The sequence below is a fragment of the Micromonospora sp. DT228 genome (genome assembly GCF_049841595.1).
Taxonomy (GTDB): domain Bacteria; phylum Actinomycetota; class Actinomycetes; order Mycobacteriales; family Micromonosporaceae; genus Micromonospora.
Genome location: NZ_JBNCKO010000008.1, coordinates 87,033 through 108,037, shown reverse-complemented (window position 1 = coordinate 108,037; position 21,005 = coordinate 87,033). Strand labels below are relative to the sequence as shown.

At 72.2% G+C, this 21,005-nt stretch carries 19 protein-coding genes; 2 read left to right on the top strand and 17 right to left on the bottom strand.

Annotation, left to right across the window (positions count from 1 at the left end; genetic code table 11):
• Nucleotides 1-2: 2 nt before the first annotated feature.
• The 7 genes from recA to ACLQ29_RS17865 all read right to left on the bottom strand — a co-directional run bounded on the left by recA (nt 3) and on the right by ACLQ29_RS17865 (nt 7,901).
• A complete protein-coding gene (gene recA / locus ACLQ29_RS17895; protein ID WP_007456801.1) occupies nt 3-1,049 on the bottom strand; it encodes a recombinase RecA in 1,047 nt (348 codons plus the stop codon).
• Nucleotides 1,050-1,233: 184 nt separating this feature from the next.
• Nucleotides 1,234-1,434 (bottom strand): DUF3046 domain-containing protein, encoded by a 201-nt coding sequence (locus tag ACLQ29_RS17890; RefSeq protein ID WP_030489422.1) that lies wholly within the window; start codon nt 1,432-1,434, stop codon nt 1,234-1,236.
• Nucleotides 1,435-1,439: 5 nt separating this feature from the next.
• Nucleotides 1,440-2,939 carry an MFS transporter gene (locus tag ACLQ29_RS17885; RefSeq protein WP_425772658.1) on the bottom strand — a complete coding sequence of 500 codons (1,500 nt, stop codon included), beginning with the start codon at nt 2,937-2,939 and terminating at the stop codon, nt 1,440-1,442.
• A gap of 246 nt (nt 2,940-3,185) precedes the next feature.
• On the bottom strand, nt 3,186-3,542 hold the full coding sequence (locus tag ACLQ29_RS17880) for a hypothetical protein (RefSeq protein ID WP_425772657.1): 357 nt from the start codon (nt 3,540-3,542) through the stop codon (nt 3,186-3,188).
• Nucleotides 3,543-3,645: 103 nt separating this feature from the next.
• Entirely contained in the window at nt 3,646-5,250 is a 1,605-nt protein-coding gene (locus ACLQ29_RS17875; protein WP_425772656.1) for a flavin monoamine oxidase family protein, read from the bottom strand.
• Nucleotides 5,251-5,447: 197 nt separating this feature from the next.
• A complete protein-coding gene (locus tag ACLQ29_RS17870) occupies nt 5,448-6,152 on the bottom strand; it encodes a UdgX family uracil-DNA binding protein (protein WP_425772655.1) in 705 nt (234 codons plus the stop codon).
• A gap of 408 nt (nt 6,153-6,560) precedes the next feature.
• Nucleotides 6,561-7,901: an aminotransferase class I/II-fold pyridoxal phosphate-dependent enzyme gene (locus tag ACLQ29_RS17865; RefSeq protein WP_425772654.1), complete on the bottom strand. Its 1,341-nt coding sequence runs from the start codon at nt 7,899-7,901 to the stop codon at nt 6,561-6,563.
• Nucleotides 7,902-7,937: 36 nt separating this feature from the next.
• Between ACLQ29_RS17865 and ACLQ29_RS17860 the strand changes: the two genes are divergently transcribed.
• Complete coding sequence (locus tag ACLQ29_RS17860; protein ID WP_425772653.1) at nt 7,938-9,179, top strand: bifunctional pyridoxamine 5'-phosphate oxidase family protein/GNAT family N-acetyltransferase; 1,242 nt, start codon at nt 7,938-7,940, stop codon at nt 9,177-9,179.
• Nucleotides 9,179-9,850: a leucine efflux protein LeuE gene (leuE, locus tag ACLQ29_RS17855; protein WP_393375354.1), complete on the top strand. Its 672-nt coding sequence runs from the start codon at nt 9,179-9,181 to the stop codon at nt 9,848-9,850. Before ACLQ29_RS17860 ends, leuE begins: the two co-directional genes overlap by 1 nt.
• A 209-nt stretch (nt 9,851-10,059) precedes the next feature.
• Here leuE and ACLQ29_RS17850 read toward each other — a convergent pair whose 3' ends face one another.
• The 10 genes from ACLQ29_RS17850 to ACLQ29_RS17805 all read right to left on the bottom strand — a co-directional run bounded on the left by ACLQ29_RS17850 (nt 10,060) and on the right by ACLQ29_RS17805 (nt 20,851).
• Nucleotides 10,060-10,989 (bottom strand): sporulation protein, encoded by a 930-nt coding sequence (locus tag ACLQ29_RS17850; protein ID WP_425772652.1) that lies wholly within the window; start codon nt 10,987-10,989, stop codon nt 10,060-10,062.
• A 290-nt stretch (nt 10,990-11,279) separates the two neighbouring features.
• Nucleotides 11,280-12,344, bottom strand: coding sequence for a hemolysin family protein (locus tag ACLQ29_RS17845; protein ID WP_425772651.1), 1,065 nt, complete (start codon nt 12,342-12,344; stop codon nt 11,280-11,282).
• Nucleotides 12,341-13,696, bottom strand: a complete 1,356-nt coding sequence (locus tag ACLQ29_RS17840) for a hemolysin family protein (protein WP_425772650.1) — start codon at nt 13,694-13,696, stop codon at nt 12,341-12,343. The genes ACLQ29_RS17845 and ACLQ29_RS17840 overlap by 4 nt, the downstream gene beginning before the upstream one ends.
• A gap of 171 nt (nt 13,697-13,867) precedes the next feature.
• Nucleotides 13,868-14,227, bottom strand: coding sequence for a monovalent cation/H(+) antiporter subunit G (mnhG, locus tag ACLQ29_RS17835; RefSeq protein WP_425772859.1), 360 nt, complete (start codon nt 14,225-14,227; stop codon nt 13,868-13,870).
• A complete protein-coding gene (locus ACLQ29_RS17830; protein WP_030489433.1) occupies nt 14,227-14,490 on the bottom strand; it encodes a monovalent cation/H+ antiporter complex subunit F in 264 nt (87 codons plus the stop codon). Before ACLQ29_RS17830 ends, mnhG begins: the two co-directional genes overlap by 1 nt.
• On the bottom strand, nt 14,487-15,095 hold the full coding sequence (locus ACLQ29_RS17825; protein ID WP_425772649.1) for a Na+/H+ antiporter subunit E: 609 nt from the start codon (nt 15,093-15,095) through the stop codon (nt 14,487-14,489). Before ACLQ29_RS17825 ends, ACLQ29_RS17830 begins: the two co-directional genes overlap by 4 nt.
• A complete protein-coding gene (locus ACLQ29_RS17820; protein WP_425772858.1) occupies nt 15,092-16,597 on the bottom strand; it encodes a Na+/H+ antiporter subunit D in 1,506 nt (501 codons plus the stop codon). Before ACLQ29_RS17820 ends, ACLQ29_RS17825 begins: the two co-directional genes overlap by 4 nt.
• The gene (locus ACLQ29_RS17815) at nt 16,594-17,076 is read right to left on the bottom strand and encodes a Na(+)/H(+) antiporter subunit C (RefSeq protein ID WP_425772648.1); all 483 of its coding nucleotides are present in this window, start codon (nt 17,074-17,076) and stop codon (nt 16,594-16,596) included. The genes ACLQ29_RS17820 and ACLQ29_RS17815 overlap by 4 nt, the downstream gene beginning before the upstream one ends.
• A gap of 173 nt (nt 17,077-17,249) precedes the next feature.
• Nucleotides 17,250-20,084, bottom strand: coding sequence for a Na+/H+ antiporter subunit A (locus ACLQ29_RS17810; protein ID WP_425772647.1), 2,835 nt, complete (start codon nt 20,082-20,084; stop codon nt 17,250-17,252).
• 386 nt (nt 20,085-20,470) lie between these two features.
• Nucleotides 20,471-20,851 carry a hypothetical protein gene (locus tag ACLQ29_RS17805; protein WP_425772646.1) on the bottom strand — a complete coding sequence of 127 codons (381 nt, stop codon included), beginning with the start codon at nt 20,849-20,851 and terminating at the stop codon, nt 20,471-20,473.
• Nucleotides 20,852-21,005: the final 154 nt, after the last annotated feature.

Below are 21,005 nucleotides of genomic sequence, written 5' to 3'. Positions count from 1 at the left end.
GGTCAGAAGTCGACAGGCGGCAGCTCGGGGCCACCGGCGGCGTCACCCGCGCCGACACCGACGCCGAGCTTCTCCAGGATCTTCTTCTCGATCTCGGCGGCCACGTCCGGGTTTTCCTTCAGGAACTCCCGGGCCTTCTCCTTGCCCTGGCCGAGCTGGTCGCCGTCGTACGTGTACCACGCTCCGGACTTGCGGATGATCGCCTGCTCCACGCCGACGTCAATCAGCGAGCCCTCGCGCGAGATGCCCTTGCCGTACATGATGTCGAACTCGGCCTGCTTGAACGGCGCGGCGACCTTGTTCTTCACGACCTTGACCCGGGTGCGGTTACCGACCACGTCGGTGCCGTCCTTGAGGCTCTCGATGCGTCGCACGTCGAGCCGGACCGAGGCGTAGAACTTCAGCGCCCGACCACCTGTCGTGGTCTCCGGGCTGCCGAACATGACGCCGATCTTTTCCCGCAGCTGGTTGATGAAGATGGCCGTGGTGCCGGTGTTGCTGAGCACACCGGTGATCTTTCGTAGTGCCTGGCTCATCAGCCGGGCCTGGAGACCCACGTGGCTGTCGCCCATCTCGCCCTCGATCTCGGCGCGCGGCACCAGGGCCGCCACCGAGTCGATCACGATGATGTCCAGGGCGCCGGAGCGGATCAGCATGTCCGCGATCTCCAGCGCCTGCTCGCCGGTGTCCGGCTGCGAGACCAGCATCGCGTCGGTGTCGACGCCGAGGGCCTTCGCGTACTCCGGGTCGAGCGCGTGCTCGGCGTCGATGAAGGCGGCGATGCCGCCGTTGCGCTGGGCGTTGGCCACCGCGTGCAGTGCCACCGTGGTCTTACCGCTGGACTCGGGACCGTAGATCTCGACCACCCGGCCACGCGGCAGACCGCCGATGCCCAACGCCACGTCGAGCGCGATGGAGCCGGTCGGGATGATTGCGGTCTGGACGACCGGCCGGTCACCCAGCCGCATCACCGAGCCCTTGCCGAATTGCTTGTCAATCTGAGCGAGAGCAAGGTCGAGTGCCTTCTCCCGGTCAGGCCCTGCTGCCATGGTTGCCACCCCTGCCTTCGCCGGCGTCTTTGCTGAGCTTCGCGTCACGCGGACACGCTAGGCGCTGGGTCCGACAGAAAACCAGCCGACGGGCCGCGAGCTGTGGACGAGCACCCCGCTGTGGACAATAGCCGAACAGGTGTACGACTAGACAAGCGACACGCGGAAGCGGCGAAAAGGCTGCTCAGCGTAGTCGGGCGGGCACGCGGTCGGGGTACGCGGCACAAACCGCCCGCCACACCACGTGCGTCTGCTCCCCCGACGCCAGTGCCTGCTCGATGGTCCGTCCGCCGAGCTGCGACAGCACCTGGTCGCGGGCGATGCTGGCCGCGTAGCCGGGCCCGAACGCCTCGTCAAGGCGCGTCCAGAAGTCGGTCAGCCGCACAGTGATCAGCCCTCCTCGTCCGGTGCCCCGGTCGGCACCGGCCGCAACGCTAGCGCCACCAGGGGCACCACCGCGACCGCCGCGAGCAGGGTGAGCACGGGATATCCGGCGGACTGCATGACAAACCCGCTGACCACGGCGGCCCCGGCCCCGGCCAACCCCATGATCAGGTCGGAGAACCCCTGGACGCTCGGCCGCACACCGGCCGGCACCGACTCGGACAGCAGCGTCGAGCCGGCCACCATCGTCCCCGACCAGCCCAGGCCGAGCAGGACCAGACCCACCGACAGCCGGGGTGTGTGGTGCCCGGCGGTGCCGGCGACCGCGCAGGCGGCCAGCAACAACCCGACCCCACCGAGGATCACCGCCCGCCGACCGAGCCGGTCGGTGAGCCAGCCGACCACCGGGGAGAACGCGTACATGCCGGCGATGTGCAGGCTCAACACGATGCCGACCAGCCGCAGCACGTCGGCGTCGGCGTGTGACTCGCCGAGCCGGACCGGCGTCATCGCCATCACCGCCACCATCACCAGGTGACCGACCGCCACCGCGGCGATGCCGAGCCGGGCGGCCGGGCGCCGGCGTACCACCGACCAGGCCGCCCCCACCCCGGCGCCGCGTGCCGCGCGCACCCGGACCGGCGCGGCGGCCGGCGTCCCACCGCCACCGGCCGCCAGCGTCCCGGCCGCCACAACGGTCCCCCGCGCCTCGGCGGCCACGGCGGTCCCCCGCGCCTCGGCGGCCACGGCGGTCGCCCGCGCCTCGGCCGCCACGGCGGTGCGCCTCGTCTCGGCGGCCACGGCGGTCGCCGTGGGGTCGGCGGCCGGCGGTGGGCCGGCGACCGGCGCGGCGGCCGCCGCGAGCCGCCGCGCGGTGAGCAGCGGGTCGGGCCGGAGCAACCCGAGGAGTACGGCGGCGGCCAGCACGAACGCGACCGAGCTGAACGCGAACGGCCCGGCCAACGGGGGCAGCCCCCAGCCGGTGGTGACCCGGTCGGCCAGCGCGGCGAAGTTCGGCGCGGCCACCGCGCCGATGGTGGTGGCCCAGACGATCAGCGAGAGCTGCCGCCCGCGGCGGGCCGGCTCGGCGAGATCCACCGCCGCGTAGCGGGCCTGAAGGTTCGCGGCGGTGCCGCCACCGAAGAGCAGCATCCCGAGGAAGAGCAGCGGCACCCAGCGGGTGGCCGCGGCCAGCACCACGAGCACGCCGCCGACGGCACCGATCGCGTACGCCAGCACGAGGCCGGGCCGACGACCGTGCCGCGCCATGATCCGGGTGACCGGGACGGCGAGCAGCGCCGCGCCCACCACCCCGGCGCTCTGCGCCACACCGGCCATCGCGGTGCCGGCGATCCGCGCGGCGAGCAGCGCGCCCACGGCGATGCCGATGGTCACGCCGATGCCACCGACGATCTGGGTGGTGAAGAGCAACCGCAGGGTACGACGCTGGATCGACGCGACGTCGGGTCGGGCGGCGGTACGCGGCGCGGTCAGGTCGGTGGCCATCGGCGCTCCTCGGGAAGGGGTAACCCATCCTCGCGCACCCGCGCCGACCAGCGGCAGTGGGTTTCGCCGACAGCCGCACACCGCCCGCCGCCCGCCCGCGGCCCGCCGCCCGCCGCCCGCCGCCCGCCGCCCGCCGCCCGCCGCCAGATCCTCGCAACGTCGGTGAAGTTGCTGTCTCAGCGCGCCGGGAAGCAGCACTTTCCCCGAAGTCGCGCGGGCCGTGGTTCGTGCGCGCGGGAGGTCGTCCTACTCGCGCGGTTGTGGTGGGTCGGGCACGGCCAGCAGGGATGACAGCCGGCGGATCCGGGTCAGAGTGTGCGCGGCGACGGCCACGGTGACAGCGGCGACCACGCCGAAGAGCACCGCGAAGCCCTCGTTGCCGGCGGTCAGCAGGGCGAGCAGGATCAGCCCGAGGGAGATGCCCAGGATGGACAGCAGCGCCGCCCAGGTGGCCCGTCGCTGCCCCGTGAGGTAGGTGGGCAGCTCGGCCCGTACCGCGTCGCCCTCGGGCACGCTGCCGGTACGCAGTGCCTGGCGTAGCGCGTGCCCCTCGGGATCCCGACGGGCATGCTGCTGGTCCGCCGCCCGCCTGCCCGTTGTCAACGTCCATCGACCCTCGTTACCCACCCACGCGATCCGCGACGCACTGTGGATCGTGGACGGTCCCCGTTCGCGCGGAACGGAAACCGTCCACGATCTGGGTCGGTCAGCGGGCCATCACCCGCTGGTGCAGCGCGGAGACCGCCGAGCGGGCCGCCACGAACGCGCCGTGCTGCCAGGCCACCTCGTGGCTCAGCCAGTCCCCGGCGAAGTAGACCCGCCCCGCCGGCTGGAGCAGCAGGTTGTATCCGGGCGTGCCGTACCGGGGCGAGGTCCAGGCGCCCTCGATGTAGCGGGTCCGGTCCCAGGCGTGCGAGTACGAGGTGGCCAACTCGGTGCGGTACTTGTCACCGTGGATCTTCACACCCTGGCTGACGGCGCGCTCTCTGCGCTGCTCCGGCACGAGCCCGCTGTACGCCCTGGCGTTCGCCCCGGTGTTGTAGTAGCCGACGACCAGGCCGCGCTTGGCGTGGAAGCCGTGCGACGGGTACCAGATGTGCGACAGGTCCAGGTCGGTCTCGGTGATGCCGCCGTAGATCCGCTGGTCGGTCTCCCACCAGCGGCTGCGGTATTCCAGGCCGATCTTTCCAGCGGCGGTGACCGGGAAGTCGGCCAGGGCGGCGGTCACCTCGGCGCCGAGGTTGTGTGGCACCCGGGCCATCAGGTGCGGCGGCAGCGCCGCCACGCAGTAGTCGGCGGTGATCTGCGACTGCCGGCCACCCTGCCGGTAGGTCACCTCGACCCGGCTGCCCCGGTCGGTCACCCCGGTCACCTCGGCGTTGAGGCGTACCCGTCTCGTGCCCACGGCCTTGGCCAGGGCCCGCGGGATCTGGTCCATCCCGCCGACCGGCTGGAACATCAGCATGGCCTGGTCGTAGCCGAGCTCGAACGAGAAGTACCTGCCCACGTTGCTGGCGAAGACGTCGGAGAGCGGAGGCGGCGAGCCGAGCAGGGCGCCCACGTCGTTGCCCGCGCCCGGATACCCGGAGAACCCGCGCCGGTTGGTCCCCGTGTACGCCCACCCGCTGGCCCGCCCGCCGATCGCGCCGAAGCTCTGCAGGAACGACAGCAGCCGGTCGCGGTCGTCGGTGGTCAGCCGGCTGTCCAGCGCACCCTGGTCGGTGGCCTTCGCGAGTAGTTCCGAGACGTAGCCGTACACGTCCGCCTTGGCGGTGCGGTACCGGATCGGCTCGGTCATCCCGGCGGACTCGTTGTAGATCCAGGCGTCGGCGTTCTGGTTGGTGAAGACCTCGATGGGTACGCCGAGTTCCCGGCAGTAGTCCATGGTGACCATCCACTGCGCGATCCGACCCGGCCCCGCGTTGAAGTAGACCCCGTCGGAGAAGCCGGCCCGCTGGGTGCGTCCGTCGAGGTCGGTCTCGACGTCGCCACCGCGGATGGTCAGGTTCCGCCCACCGACGCGGTGCCGGGCCTCCAGGATCGTGCAGTCATAGCCCGCCTTGCCCAACTCGTACGCGGTGGTGAGCCCCGCGATGCCTCCGCCGAGGACGACGACGCTGGCGCCCGACCGCCCGGTGAGGGTGAAATCAGATCGCTCCGGCGCCCGGAATGAGGGGAGCACGGATCCGGCCGCGCTGGGAGCGAGTCCCATGGCGCCCATCGTGGCGAGCATCGCGCCGGCGCCGCCGCTGACCCCGACCGCCCGCAGGAACCCACGCCGGCTGACCATCGACTGTGTCTCGTCGCTCACAACGGCCTCCCCTACAAGATCGACTCACATGAGTCTGCAGAGGACCTGTTTCGCGCGTCGCGCATTGTGGTTTCTGGCGGGTATCGCCTTGATACCCGGCCGTGGTGGCAATTTTCGACAGGCTGGCGGTCGGTGTCACGGTCCTCGGTCGAGCCGAGCCTAGGCGGTCGTCCGGCCAGGAGCTCTGACACAGGCACCTAGTCGGGCAGGGCGCGGGCGACGACGGTGAGGTCGGCGACAAGTCCTTCGTACGCCTTGTCCTGATCGTCGGCGCGCAGCACCGCGGACGGGTGGATGGTGGCCAGCAGTCGCGCCGTCGGCACGTCGGCACGCTTTCCGGAGTTGTCCACCGGCACCCGCTGGAAGTCCTCCGGGTGCTGTGCCGACTCGGGCCAGGGCAGCAACTCACCCCGCTGCCGGGTTACCCGGAAGGACGGGCCGAGCAGCGCCTTGGCGGCGGTGGCGCCGAGCACCACCACGACCTCCGGACGCAGCCGGGCGAACTCGCCGACAAGCCAGGGCCGGCAGGCGGTGATGTGCACCTGGTCCGGCGTCTGGTGGATCCGCCGCTTGCCGCGTAGAGAGAACCGGAAGTGCTTCACGGCGTTCGTCAGGTAGAGCTGACCCGGCTCCAGCCCGGCGTCGTCGACGGCACGTCGCAGCAGCCGTCCGGCGGGGCCGACGAACGGCAGCCCTTTCTGGTCTTCCATGTCACCGGGCTGCTCACCGACGAGCACCACCCGGGCGCTCTCGTCGCCCCGACCGAAGACCGTCTGCGACGCGTCGCGGTACAGCTCGCAACCCCGGCAGCCACCGGCCGCGGTGCGCAGGTCATCGATGGTGTCAGCGTCGGGCGGGATGAACCGCTGGGCGCCCGGAGCGCTCCCGGTCTGCTCGGCCATGCCGACTGTTATACCCGTCAGGTGCCCCGTGCCCGGTACGTCCACCGCGCGGTGCCGCGACACGGCGCGCTCTCGACGGCAGTGCCGGGCGCTCCCGGCCATGCCAGGTGGTCGGCGACGCGATGCCACCCCACAGGCGTCAGTACCCGTTACCACCGCCATCCCCACCGGACGCGATCGCGATCAGCACGATAATGATGATGATGATCGCCACTGCCACCGCGATCCAGACGCCCTTACGTGCCCCACCTGAAGCCATGACCCCACCTCCGGCGCCCCGCATACCCGCCTCGTCCGTCCCGAATCCCCGCGATCTTGCACTTTCTGCCCGGGCAAACGCGGCATTGATCGACATATCGACGACAGAAAGTGCAAGATCGCGGAGGCCGGGGCGGGTTGCCGGGTGGGCTACGTCGGGAAGCCTCGGGGTGGGGCGGGATTCTCGGCCTGGGCCAGGGCGGCCGCCAGCGGGGCCAGATCCTCGGTGGTCAGGGGGCTGACGCAGATGCGGACAGCGGGTGGCGCGGCGATCCGGTAAAGGGCGCCGGGGGCCACCGCCCATCCGGCATCGCGCAGGGCGGTGACCACGCTCGTCTCGTCGGACACGGGCAGCCAGACGTTGATGCCGCTGCGGCCGTGCGCGGTCAGGCCATGCGCGGCCAACGCGGCCAGCAGCCCTTCACGCCGCCGCTCGTAACTCTGTGCCGCCCACCCCACCTGCTCGGCGACCACCGGGTCCTGCCAGAGGGCGAGGACCAACCGCTGCAACACGGTGGAGACCCAGCCGGCGCCGACCCGGGTCCGGCCGGCCACCCGGGCCACCGTGGTCTCGTCGCCGACAAGCACCGCGAGCCGCAGGTCCGGGCCGAAGGGCTTGCTCACCGAACGGACGAAGGCCCAGGTCGGGGTCGCCCCCGCCAGCGGATGCAGGGGTACGCGGGCCAGTTCGGCGGCGTGGTCGTCCTCGATCAGCAGCAGGTCCCGCCGACCGGCGAGCAGCGCCCGGAGGGCTTTCGCGCGCGCGGCGGAGACGGCGGCGCCGGTGGGGTTCTGCGCCCGGCTGGTGACCACGAGCGCCCGTGCTCCGGCGGCCAGCGCGGCGGCCACCCCGGCCACACGTGGCCCCTCGTCGTCGAGCGGTACGCCGATCGGGCGCAACCCCAGTGCCGCGACCAGATCGAGCAGGTTGGCCCAGCCCGGGTCCTCCACCGCCACCGCGTCACCGGGGCGCAGGTGGGCGCCGAGCAGCCGTTCGATGCCGTCCAGCGCGCCGCCGGTGAGGGTGAGTTCCCCGGCCGGTACGCCGTCGGCGCTCAGCCGGGCGCGGGCCGCCTCGGCAAGCTCCGGCAACACGCCGGCGTCGGAGTAGCCGACCGGCGGGCGGTTGTCGGCGGCGAGGGCCGCCAGGTGCGGGCCCAGCGGCGGGAGCAGCCGAGGGTCGGGTTCGCCGCGGGACAGGTCGCGGGCGCCGGGCAACGGTGGAGGACGCAGCGCGGAGCGGCGGGCGGCCACCGGCGGGCGCGGGCGTACCCGGGTGCCGTGTCGCCCGGCGGTGGCGAGCAGGCCGCGCTGACGCAGGTCCTGGTAGGCGCGGGCGACGGTGGCGGGGCTGACCCCCAGGTCGGCGGCGAGGGCCCGCACGGACGGCAGGGCGGCCCCCGGCGGCAGCGCGTCCGCACGGATGCCCGACTCGATGCTGGCCGAAATCTCGACGGCCGTCGTACCACTGAGCTGATAGCGTGCTGACACAAATAAGAGATTGTACTAGAACAAAGGGGCGCGCGCATGTATCCACCCACCGCCCGGACCACACCCCACCGTTCCCGCGACAAGATGAGCTACGACCGGGCCGCCGCCCACGCGGTGCTCGACGAGGCGTACCACTGTGCGCTCGGCTTCACCGTCGACGGCCAGCCACGGGTGCTTCCCACCCTGCACGTCCGCATCGGCGACACGCTCTACCTGCACGGCTCCACCGGCAGCCGACCCCTGCTCGCCGCCCGCGACGACGGGCTGGAGGTCTGCGTCACGGTGACCCTGCTGGACGGCCTGGTCTACGCGCGCTCGCAGTTCCACCACAGCGCCAACTACCGTTCGGTCGTCGCGCTCGGCACCGCCCGACTGGTCACCGACGAGCGGGAGAAAAGCGCCATGCTCACCGCGCTCGTCGAGAAGGTCGGCTCTGGGCGCAGCGCGGACACCCGCCCACCCAGCCGGCGCGAGCTGGCCGAAACCGCCGTGCTGGCGCTGCCCCTGCAGGAGGTGTCCGTCCGGACTCGCAGCGGTGGGGTCCGCGAGGACGAGGTCGACCTGGACCTGCCGCACTGGGCCGGCGTGCTGCCGCTGCGGCTGACCGCCGGGCAACCCGAGCCGGACGCCGGGGTCACCGCGTCACTGCCGGCGTTTCTCCGCACGGCCCGCACGCCCTGGCACGATCCGGCGCCGCTGCACGGCGAGCACGTCCGGCTGGAGCCGTTGGAGGTGGCGCACGCCGACGAGTTGCACACCGCCACGGCGGACGCGGAGGTGTGGCGGCACCTCAGCGTCGCACTGCCCACCACGCCCGCCGCGACGGCCGAGGTGATCCGCACCGCCCTGGCCGCCCAGCACCGTGGCGAGCGGGTGGCCTGGGTGCAGCGGTGCGCGAGGACCGGGGCGGTGGTCGGCACCACGTCCTACTACGAGATCGACCCGCAGCGGCGATCGGTGGGGATCGGGCACACCTTCCTCGGCCGACCCTGGTGGCGTACCGGGATCAACACCGAGGCGAAGTTGCTGCTGCTCAGCCGGGCCTTCGACGACCTGGACGCGGTACGCGTCGTCTGGCACACCGACATCCGCAACCTTCGCTCCCAGGCCAGCATCGAACGGCTTGGCGCGACCCGGGAAGGGGTGCTCCGGATGCACCGGCAACGCCCGGACGGCTCCTGGCGGGACACCGTGCAGTACGCGATGACCGTCGACGAGTGGCCGAAGGCACAGGCCCGGCTGCGCGAAAGACTTCTGCGAACGGCACCGGTGGCGTGATGATGGCGGGCGTGCTGGGGATCACCGACATCTGGACGTACGTGCTGGGCACCGTGGCCATCATCCTGCTGCCCGGGCCGAACTCGCTCTTCGTGCTCTCCACCGCGGCCAAACGGGGCGTCGCGGTCGGCTACCGGGCCGCCGGTGGGGTGTTCGTCGGCGACGGGGTGCTGATGTTCCTCTCCGCCGCCGGGGTGGCGTCGCTGCTCAAGGCGTACCCCCCGCTGTTCCTGGTGGTCAAGTACGCCGGCGCCGCGTACCTCGGTTATGTCGGGGTGACAATGCTTGTCGGCGCCGTGCGGCGCTGGCGCGACCGCAACGACCCGAGCACGCCGCGGCTCATCGACGCCGCGGAGCCGGCGGCGATGCGCAGCCCGTTCCGCAAGGCGCTGGTGATCAGCCTGCTGAACCCGAAGGCGATCCTGTTCTTCATCTCGTTCTTCATCCAGTTCGTCGACCCCGGCTACGCGTGGCCGGCGCTGTCGTTCCTACTGCTCGGGCTGATCGCCCAGGTGACGAGCGCGCTCTACCTCACCGCGTTGATCTTCGCGGGCACCTTCCTGGCCGCCCAGTTCCGCCAACGCCGCCGCCTGGCCGCCGGCGGCACCACCGCCGTGGCAGCCCTCTTCCTAGCCTTCAGCCTCAAACTAGCCACCGCCACCGCCACCTAAACCCCACTACCCCCGCCCCGCCCCCGCCCCCGCCCCCGCCCCGCCCCCGCGTTGATCATGAGGTTATAGCCACTCGCCCCGGCGTGTCGGGACTGTAACTCCATGATCAACGCGGGGGTTGGGGTGGGGTGGGGTTGGGGTGGGGTGGGGTTGGGGTGGGGTGGGGTGGGGTGGGGGTGGGGGTGGGGTGGGGTGGGGGTGGGGTTGGTTTAGGTGCCGTCGCCGCCGGAGCCGCCTCCGCCGACGCCTGCGCCGCCGGCGGTGCCGCCGAGGCCGTAGCCGGACTGGACCGGCTCGTCCGGGTGGCGGCTGACGTGGGCCGAACCCGCGATCTGCGCGGACCAGTCGGCGTGCGCGGCGGCGGCGGCGTGCCGGTTGATCGCCTGGCGGATCCAGCCGTCGACGGTGGCGACCCAGTCCCGCCGGTCGCTGTCCTCGTGCCAGATCCGGAACCGGCTGATGCTCTGGTGGGTGATCCCGGCCAGCGCCAGCCGGCGATCCATCCAGAGAATCGCCTCCAGACCCGCCGAGTTGGTCACGAAGATCACCTCCAGCTCGGTGATCGGGCCGGCGTAGAGCGGCCCCACCCAGTAGCCCCAGCGCTGGTGCAGCGGCAGGGTGTGCTCCACCCCGGGCAGCCCACCCTCCTGCAACCCGGACTGGCGGATCAGGAAACCCAACGTGTCAAGCGCCGCCAGCACGTGCTGCTGGGTGGGGAGCGGGTGCACGAAGACGGGCACCATGGCCCCCTGGTCCAGGTCGGGATCGATCGACACCGCCGTACGCAGGCCCATCCGCAGGCTCAGCAGCGGCACCCCGCCGAAGGTGGTCACCGGGGTCTCCCACGGCAGCGGCAACGCGAAGTCGACAGCCCGCCGCCGGCCGGCCGGCACGACGAACCGGCCGGCGATCGGCAGGTGGTGAAACTGCATGAGACGCCGGAGGGCGGCCGGGTCGTCCGGTTCGACGGTGGTGACCAGGCCGAGCCGGACGTGTCGCACCAGCACGTCCTCCGGCCCGGCGGCGAGGGTCACCCGCCCCGGCAGGCGCAGGCCCGGCCGGGTGCTCGGGTTGGGCAGCGTGGTCCGCACGGACAGCCCGGTCCGACCGGACTCCCGGGACACCCCGGTCAGCCGCACCGCACGCCCCCTTCCGGGACGAGGCCCCGCCGGCCCCGCACGGGCAGCGCCTACCCCGTCGAGACGACCTCACGCCCCGCCCCGCCGACCCGGCCGCACCTCGTTCGCGCGGCCGGGTCGGCGGCTTGAGGCCTGTTTCATAAGGGCGGTCGAGCCGAGGCGGAGTCCGGGCGGCGATCCGGCAAGGCGCGGTTTCGTCCGGATACCGATGTTGTATCCGGACGAAACCGCAACGCCGCAGGTCGTCGTCCGGGCCCGCCGCAGGCCGGCCAGTTCTGATGAAACAGGCCTCAGCGCAACCGCCGCCCGCGCGGCACCGTGTCGGTCTCGTCGTCGAACTCGCCGATGACCTCCTCCAGGAGGTCCTCCAGCGCCACGAAACCGATCGGCCGGGCCGGGCCGCCGCCGTTGCGCACCAACGCGAGCTGCGACTGCCGGGCCCGCATCGCCGCCACCGCCTCGGTGACCGAGGACGTCGCGGGCAGGGTGAACGCGGGCGTCATCAGCGACCCCGCGGTGGCGACCCGACCGGCGGTGACCACCCGCACCGCCTCCCGGACGTGCACCAGGCCGCAGACGTCGCCCGCCTCGTCGAGCACCGCCAGTCGGGACCGGCCGCTGTCCCGGCTCACCTGTTCGATCCGCTCGGCCGGGTCGTCCCGACGGACGGTGACCATGGTGGCGAACGGTTCCATCACCTGCGCCACGGACGTGCCCTGCAACTCCAGCATGCTGGTCAGCAACTGGTGCTGCTCCGCGCCGAGCAGCCCGTGCTCGCGGGACTGCTCCAGCAGGATGCGCAGCTCGTCCGGGCCGTGCACCTGGGCGAGCTGATCCTGCTGGTTCACCCCGACCAGCCGCAGGATCGCGTTGGCCAGGGCGTTGAGCGCCGACAGCACCGGCCGGGACACCCGGGCGAAGGCGCGGAACGGCAGCGCGAGCAGCGTCGCCGAACGCTCCGCGTCGGTGATCGCCCACGACTTCGGTGCCATCTCCCCCACCACCAGGTGCAGGAAGGTCACCACCCCGAGGGCGAAGACCAGGGCGATCAGGTGACTGGCCGCGTCCGGCAGACCCACCGCGTGCAGCAGCGGGCTGAGCAGGTGCTCGATCGCCGGCTCGGCCAGCGCGCCGAGACCCAGGGTGCACAGCGTGATGCCGAGCTGCGCCCCGGCCAACATCAGCGACAGCTCGCGGACGCCGTCCAGCGCGGCACGCGCCGCCCGTCCGCCGTTCGCCGCCGCCTGCTCCAGGCGGTACCGCTTGCTGGCCACCAGGGCGAACTCGGCGGCCACGAAGAACCCGTTGAGCGCCAACAGGATCACCGAACTGAACAGCGCGATCCCGGGGCTCACGCGACCACCCCCGGCTTGGTCAGCTGCAACCGCACCGAGTCGGCCACGTGCCGGTCCACGGCCAGCACCTCGACAAGCGCCCGGGGCTCGGCGTCGTTGTCCTCGCCGTCCGCGCCCTCGGGCAGCAGGCTGATCTCCAGCCGGTCACCGACCTCCGGCACCCGACCCAGCTCCCGCATCACCAGTCCGGACAGGGTGTCGTACTCCGGGGCCTCCGGCAGGGCGATGCCTGTGCTGTCGGCGACCTCGTCGATCCGCCAGCGCGCCGGCACCACCCAGGACCCGTCGTCCTGCCGGGCCGGTGCCCGGTCTGGCGGGTCGTCCTCGTCCCGGATCGGGCCGACCAGCTCCTCGGCGATGTCCTCCAACGTGATCACCCCGGCGAAGCCGCCGTACTCGTCGACCACGCAGGCCATCTGCCGATGCCCGGACCGCAGCCGGTCGAGCACCGTGGGCAGGGGCAACGTCTCCGGTACGAGCAGCGGCGGCACGGCCACCGCGCTCACCGGGGTGGTGGCCCGCTCCCCCGGGGGTACGCCGAGCACGTCGGCGATGCCGACGACGCCGAGCAGGTCGTCGACGCCCTCCGCCCCGCGCACCGGGAAGCGGGAGTGGCCCGTGTCCAGCAGCTCGACCACCCGGCTGACCGGCTCGTGCGCCCGTACGGTGTGCACGTCGACCCGGGGCACCATGGCCTCCCCCGCGGTCAGCTCGCGGAAGTCCAGACCTCGGTCGAGCAGCGTGGACATCTCGGCGTCGAGGCTGCCCTCCTCGCGGGACTCGGCGATGATCTGTTCCAGGTCCGCCGGGGTGGCGCCGCTGGGCAGCTCCTCGATCGGCTCGATGCCGATCCGGCGCAGCAGCCGTACCGAGGCCCGGTCGAAGAGCCGGATCAGCGGCCCGGCGACGGCCAGGTAGATCAGGGTGGATCGGCTCAGCGCCCGGGCCAGTTGGACGGCCCGGGCGATGGCCAGGTTCTTCGGGGCCAGCTCACCGAGCACCATCTGCACGACGGTGGCGATGAGCAGGGCCAACGCCACCGACAGCGGCAGGCTTACCGCCTCGCTGACGCCGGCCACGCCGAGCAGGTCGGCAAGGCCACCGCCCAGGTACGGCTCGGCGACGTAGCCGACAAGCAGTGCGGTGACGGTGATGCCGAGTTGCGCGCCGGAGAGCATGAAGGAGAGCCGGCTGGTGACGGTAAGCGCCCGGGCGGCGGCCTGATCGCCGTCATCGGCGAGCTGGCGCAGCTTGCCCCGGTCCACGGCGACATAGCCGAACTCCTGCGCCACGAAGTAACCGGTGGCGGCGGTGAGCACGATGATCAGAAGAAGGCCGACGACGATCAGCACCTGTCGCTCAGGGCTCCCGGGGTCGTCGGTACGGGGATATGCCGGGCACGACCCGGCTGGCTACTGCTGCCCTCCTGGGCAGACGAGTCGATCATGCCGCCATTTTATCGGCGCTGGCTGGGACTCCGCTGGGGGTGGGCCGAAGGAGCGGAATATCCGGTTCGCCAGCCGTCACGCCGGTCCGGTCGAACCGCCGCCCGAGCCCCGTTCAGCAAGCTCGTCGGCGTCGAGCAGGCTCCGGTCCATCCGCCCCGACCGGTACGCGGCCCGCCCGATCATCTGGGCCGCGACCGGCGCGGTCGCCAACTGGAAGACCGCCACCAGCGCGACCATGCCCAGGTCCGACGGCGACCGCAGGCGCAACGCGATGCCCACCAGCAACAGCAGCACCCCGAGCACCTGCGGCTTCGTGGCCGCGTGCATCCGGGACAGCGCGTCCGGGAACCGCAGTACGCCGATCGCGGCGGCCAGGCCGAGCAGCGCGCCGGCCACCAGGCAACCGGCCCCCAGCCAGTCCGCGATCGTCGCGATCACTGCTGCTCCCGCACGGCGAAGCGGACAAGTGACACCGAGCCCACGAAGCCGAGCAGGGAGAGCACCACGAGCACGGGCAGCGTGGTGGCATGCCTGTTGACCGCCGCCTCGGCGCCCACCGCGCCGACCATCGTGGCGAGCAGCATGTCCGCGGCGATCACCCGGTCGACGAGCGACGGACCACGGTAGAGGCGGGCCAGCGCGAGCAGCGCGGTCACCGACAGCAGGGCGGTAAGGACGACGGCCAGGAACGTGGTCACCGGCTGGTTCCCCTCTCGGATCGGTGGGTCTCGACGAGGCGCAGTTCGGCGTCGGAGCCCACCGCGCGGATGATTCGCCGTTCGACGGCGCGGGTGCGTTCGCGGGCCGCGTCGAGGTCCGCCGCTCCGTGGGTGTCGAGCACGTGCAGGTAGAGCGTCCCCGAGTCCCGGTCCACCTCGAGGATCAGCGTGCCCGGCACCAACGAGACCGCCTCGGCGGTGAGCGCCAGGTTCAGGTCGGTGGACACCCGCAGCCGGACCGCGATGATCGCCCCACGCGGTCGGTAGCCGGGCTGCACGGCGATCCGGGCCACGTGCAGGCTCGCGCTGACCAACTCGACGACGAACCGGCCGACGAACACCAACAGCGCCCCGGGCCGCAGCCGGCCGCCGAAGGTGACCGCCGGCAACGGATAGAAGACCAGCACCGCGCCGCCCACGAGCAGGCCGCCGAGCACGTTTGCCCAGGTGATGTCCCCCCAGAGCAGGTTCCAGACCACCACCAGCCACCCGAGCGCCACCACCTGGTCGCGCCAGCGCCCGAGCCGGCCGCGCCCCACCACTGTGGGCGCGGAGGCGTCGGGAGCCGACTCGGGGCCGGTCACGGCGCGCCGCCCGGCAGCACGGCATGCACGTAGGGGGTGCGCAGCCGCAGGTCGGCGGCCGCGTCCGCGGTGACGTCGAAGAGCGGACCGGCCAGTACGGTCAACGCCAGCCCGAGCGCGACCAGCGCCACGGTGGCCCCGACCATCAGCTTCGGCAGCCGGACGGCCGGCTCGCTGGTGGCCAGTCGGGGCGCCCGCCAGAAGGCGATGTTCCACACCCGGGACGCCACGTAGAGGGTGAGCAGGCTGGTCAGCGTGCCCGCCGCGACGAGCACCCAGGGCAGCGGGCCGCCGGCCGCCACCCCGGCCTGGAGCAGGCCGAGCTTGCCGAGGAACCCGGAGAACGGCGGTACCCCGGCGAGGTTCATGGCCGGGACGAAGAACAGCACCCCGAGCAGTGGCGCCACCCGGGCCAACCCGCCGATGCGGCGTAGGTCGGTGCTGCCGGCGCGCTCCTCGACCAGCCCGGCGACGAGGAACAACGTGGTCTGGATGGTGATGTGGTGCACCACGTAGAAGATCGCGCCGGAGAGCCCGGCGGCGGTGCTCAGCGCCACCCCGAAGATCATGTAGCCGATGTGGCTGACCAGGGTGAACGAGAAGAGCCGCTTCAGATCGGACTGGGCCACCGCGCCGAGGATGCCGATCACCATGGTCAGCCCGGCGACGACCATGAGCAGCACGTCGGCATGCCCACCGGGGAACAGCAACGTCTCGGTGCGGATGATCGCGTAGACGCCCACCTTGGTGAGCAGACCCGCGAAGACGGCGGTCACCGGGGCCGGTGCGGTGGGATAGCTGTCCGGCAGCCAGGCCGACAGCGGGAAGACCGCCGCCTTGATCGCAAAGGCCAGGAGCAACATCAGCTCCAGGGCCAGCCGGACGCCGTCGGGCAGGTCGTCGAGGCGCTGGGCGAGCTGGGCCAGGTTGAGCGTGCCGGTGGCCGCGTACACCAGGCCCACACCGGCCAGGAAGATCATCGAGGAGAGGATGCTGACCACCACGTACGTCGACCCGGTCCGGATCCGGGTCTCGGTGCCACCCAGGGTGATCAGCACGAAGCTGGCGGCCAACAGGATCTCGAAGCCGACGAAGAGGTTGAACAGATCACCGGCCAGGAACGCGTTCGTGACGCCCGCGGTGAGCACCAGGTACGTCGGGTGGAAGATCTCCACCGGGCTGGACTCGCTGGACTCGCTGCGACCCTGGCCGACGGAGTACAACAGCACGCAGAGGGTCACCGCCGACGAGACCACCACCATCAGCGCCGCGAGCTGGTCGGCGACCAGCACGATGCCGACCGGCGCCGGCCACCCACCGACCGCCACCACCACCGGCCCGTGCCGGTACGCCTGCACGAGCAGCACCAGCGCCACGACGAGCGTGCCGCCCAGGCAGGACACGCTTATCGAGCGTTGGAGCCGGGGTTTCCCGGCCAGCAGCAACGTCAGTGCCGCACCGAGCAGCGGCACCACCACCGGCAGCGGCACCAGCGCGCTCAGCACGACTCCTCCCCACGGCGGAGCCGGCGGCGGGCGGGCTCGGGATCGACCTGCTCCGGGTCCCCGTTCGGACCCTCCCCGCCGTGGTCGACGGCGCCCACCTCGTTGCGCACCGCACGGCGGATGATCTGCCGGTCCTCCAGGTCGTCGGGCACCTCGTCGTCGCCGGTCAGATACCAACTGCGGTACGCCACCGCGAGCAGGAACGCGCTGAACCCGAAGGTGATCACGATGGCGGTCAACACCATCGCCTGCGGCAGCGGATCACTCATCCGCTCCACCGCACCGGTGCCGACGATCGGTGCCCCACCCGGTCGCCCACCCAACAGGATCAACAGGTTCACCCCGTTGCCGAGCAGGATCACCCCGAGCAGGATCCGGGTCAGGGTGCGCTCCAGCAGCAGGATCACCCCGCAACCGACGAGCACCGCGACAGCCAGCACCAGCACCAGCGTCGGCCCCGCGTCACTCTCGGTCACGGCGCCACCTCTGTTCGCGACTGCGGGGCTCGCAAACCCGGCTCACTCCTCGCGCTCACGGCGCCACCTCTGTTCGCGACTGCGGGGCTCGCAAACCCGGCTCACTCCTCGCGCTCACGGCGCCACCTCTGTTCGCGACTGCGGGGCTCGCAAACCCGGCTCACTCCTCGCGCTCACGGTTGCTCCCCCTTGTCGACGGCCAGGCCACCGGTGGCCGTTCCGGTGGCCTCGATGTGCCGGTCCACCTCGGCGCCGAGACTGCGCAGGATGTCCAGCACCAGCCCGATCACGACCAGGTACACGCCGATGTCGAAGAAGATCGACGTGACCAGGTGGGCGTCACCGAGCAACGGCAGCGACCTGTCGACCTTGGCGCTCTCCAGCACCGATCCGCCGACCAGCAGCGCCACCACGCCGCTGCCCACCGACAGGGCCAGCCCGGCGCCGAGGATCGCGCCGGCGCCGATCGGGGCCGCCTCGGTCAACTCGTACCGGCCGCCGGCCAGGTAGCGGACCACCAGGGCGAGACCCGCCACCAACCCGCCGGCGAAACCACCCCCCGGCGCGTTGTGCCCGGAGAAGAGCAGGAACAGCGAGAACAGCACCACGGTGTGGAAGATCAGCCGGATGACCACCTCCAACACGATCGAGCGACGTCCCTCGTAGAGGGTGGGACCGCCGCGCAGCCACACCGGCCGGCCGGGCTCGTCGGCCCGCTGATCCGACTCCGGCCGGCGCGGTCGCGGCCCGGTCCGGGACCGCTCGAAGATCAGGCTGGCCACCCCGGTCGCGGCCACCACAAGCACCGCCAGCTCGCCCATGGTGTCCCAGGCCCGGATGTCGACGAGTGTCACGTTCACCACGTTGCGGCCGTACCCCTGCGACACCGCCAGGTCCGGGAACGCGGCGGAGATGTCCGGGGCCCGGCGGGCCCCGGCGGCGGTGAGGGCCAGCCCGGCGGCCACCACACCCACCGCCACCCCGATCGCCCGACGGACCCAGCGGGTACGCCGCAACGGGCGGGCCGAGAACCGCTCCGGCAGGCGACGCAGCACCAGCACGAAGACCGCGATCGTCGCGGTCTCCACCAGGAACTGGGTGAGCGCCAGGTCGGGTGCGCCGTGCAGGACGAAGAGCATCGCGGTGCCGTAGCCGGTCATCCCCACCAGCAGCATCGCGGTCAGGCGACGGCGGGCGCCGACCGCCAGCACCGCGGCCATCGCGATCACCACCACGACCACCGGTTGGAGCAGGCTGTCCCAGAGCGGGATCCGGGCCCGCCACGGGGCGGCGGAGAGCATTGCCGCGCCGGGCACCAGCACCAGCGAGACCAGGATGATCCCCAGGTACTGCGGCAGCGAGCCGCGCTGGGTCGCGCCGGTGACCTCGATGGCCAGCCGGTCGAACCGGCCCACGATCCACTCGTACCCCTGGTTGCCGGCCACCGGCGAACGAAGCCGGGCCAGCACCGGGGCCAGCGGCCCCCGCACGGCGAAGAGCGCGCCGCCGCCGACGAGCGCCAGCACGGACAGGCCGAGCGCCGGGGTCGGCCCGGACCAGAGCGCCAGGTGCGCGTCGACCCCACCGAGCAGATCGGCGTACGGACGCAGCAGCTCGTCCACCACGCTCGCGGCCGGGCCGGCGAGCAGACCCACACCGGCGAGCACCGCCGGCGGGACCAGCAGCGACGCGGCGATCGGGCCGGGCCGGGCCGGTGCCACACCCGGGCGGTCGGCGAACGCGCCCCAGAGGAAACGGGCGCTGTACGCGACGGTGAGCACCGTCCCGGCGACCAGGCCGGTGAGGAGCAGAGGCCTGTCGGTGAACGCTCCGAAGACCGCCTCCTTCGCGACGAAGCCGACAAGTGGCGGCACACCTGCCATCGACGCGGCGGCCAGCACCGCGACCACGAACAGCGGCCGGGACCAGTGCCGCAGGCCGGACAGCTCACGTAGGTCACGGGTGCCGGCGCCATGGTCGATGATGCCGACGACCAGGAACAACGCCGCCTTGAACAGGGCGTGCGCCAGCAGCATCGCGGTGCCGGCCAGCGCGGCGTCCGGGGTGCCCGAGCCGGTCACCGCGACCAGCAGACCCAACTGGCTGACCGTCCCGTACGCCAGCAACAGCTTCAGGTCGGTCTGCCGCAGCGCGGCCCAGCCGCCGAGCAGCATGGTGGCCACGCCGGCGATCTGCACCACCGGGCGCCACGGCCCGACCGTGGCGAGCACCGGCGCGAGCAGCCCGACCAGGTAGACGCCAGCCTTGACCATGGCGGCGGCGTGCAGGTACGCGCTGACCGGCGTGGGCGCCGCCATCGCGACCGGCAGCCAGGAGCTGAACGGCAGCACCGCCGACTTGGACAGCGCGCCGGCCAGGATCAGCAGCACGGCGACCACCAGGTATCCGCCGCCGGGCGGCGCCTCGGCGGCGATCTCCGACCACCGGTAGGTGCCCGCGTGCACGCCGAGCATGATGAACCCGACGAGCATGGCGAGCCCGCCCAGCGTGGTGACTGTCAACGCCTGCGCCGCCGCCCACCGGCTGGACCGCCGCTCGGTGCTGTGCCCGATCAGCAGGTACGAGAAGATCGTGGTGAGTTCCCAGCCGACGTAGAGCAGCAGCAGGTCGTCGGCGAAGACCAGGACGAGCATCGCGCCGGCGAAGGCGACCAGGACCCCCGCGTACTGCGCCAGACCGCTCGATCCGGTGCTGAAGTAGCGGGCGCTGTAGACGAGCACCAGCGCGCCGACGCCCCCGATCAGCAGCGTCATCAGCCAGGAGAGCGTGGTGAGCCGGAACGCGACGTCGAGGCCCAACTGCGGAATCCACGGGTACGTCTCGACCACCGCCCCGCCGTCGGCGACGGCCGGGGTGCGGACCAGCGCCCAGCCGAAGGCGGCGGCCGGTGCCAGCGCCAGCGGGTAGCACGCGCGGGGTCCCCACCACCGGACGAGCAGGGGTGCGACGAGGGCCGCCACGAGGTGGAGGACGAGCAGTACCAGCACCTGCGCTCCCGATCCAGGTGGCCGACGCCCGTGCAGCGGCGGCCCCTAGCAGCGATCAGACGCCAGTTCATCGCCCTTCGGGCGGTTTTGCCGGAATCACCCCGCAGATCGCGGGTCCCCCACCCCCCGATCAGGGAGTTGCGGCGCCGGTTTGATTCCACGGCAGGGGCTTTGTCACCCACCACAACCGCATGATCGACCCGGGTGGGGTGGGGGCGGGCTAGGGCGTGTGTCAAAGTCCTCGGTCGAGCCGAGGCGGAGTCCAGGCGGCGGTCCGGCAAGGCGGAGATTGGTCCGGATACCGGTGTTGTATCCGGACCAATCTCCAACGCGGCCGGTCGTCGTCTGGGCCCGCCGCAGGCCGGCCAGGGGCTTTGACACACGCCCTAGTGGAGGAGGGTCTGGGGGTGGGGGGCTTCGGGGGTGGGGCGGTCCTGGCGCAGCTCGGTCAGCAGGTCAACTCGGCCGAGTTGGCGTGCCACCCGATCGACCACCCGCTCCGCGGCGGCCAGCGACCGCACCGAGAGCAACCGACCGCGGCTCTCCCGGCGTAGCACGAAGTAGTGGACGGCGGCGCGGACCTGACCGCGATCGGCGGCGCTGGCCTGGGCGGTGCACAGGACCAGCTCCCGGAGGCAGCGGGCGAGGCGTTCGGCGAGCTCGAACTCGGCGCCGTGCAGGCCGCCACGGAGCGCGGCGAGGTGGCTGTCGACCTTGCGAATCAGCACGTCGGTGCCGGGTTCGACGGTGTGCTGCTCGCCGGCCATCAAATCCCCTCACCCCGGTTCGCGTTGGCAGTGAAGTTACTTTATGTTGCTCCTTAGAAGCAAGCAGTTAAGTGAGACTTAACGTATTAAGCGCACGTTCCATGCTTTTTGCTTTTGTCCGGCGCATTCCACCGTCGGTCGGTCGTCGTTGTCG

Excerpts from the sequence above, each read along its gene's own strand:
- recA (WP_007456801.1), bottom strand. The coding sequence starts at position 1,049 with ATGGCAGCAGGGCCTGACCGGGAGAAGGCACTCGACCTTGCTCTCGCT.
- ACLQ29_RS17885 (WP_425772658.1), bottom strand. The coding sequence starts at position 2,939 with ATGGCCACCGACCTGACCGCGCCGCGTACCGCCGCCCGACCCGACGTC.
- ACLQ29_RS17870 (WP_425772655.1), bottom strand. The coding sequence starts at position 6,152 with ATGGCCGAGCAGACCGGGAGCGCTCCGGGCGCCCAGCGGTTCATCCCG.
- ACLQ29_RS17860 (WP_425772653.1), top strand. The coding sequence starts at position 7,938 with ATGTATCCACCCACCGCCCGGACCACACCCCACCGTTCCCGCGACAAG.
- leuE (WP_393375354.1), top strand. The coding sequence starts at position 9,179 with ATGATGGCGGGCGTGCTGGGGATCACCGACATCTGGACGTACGTGCTG.
- ACLQ29_RS17805 (WP_425772646.1), bottom strand. The coding sequence starts at position 20,851 with ATGGCCGGCGAGCAGCACACCGTCGAACCCGGCACCGACGTGCTGATT.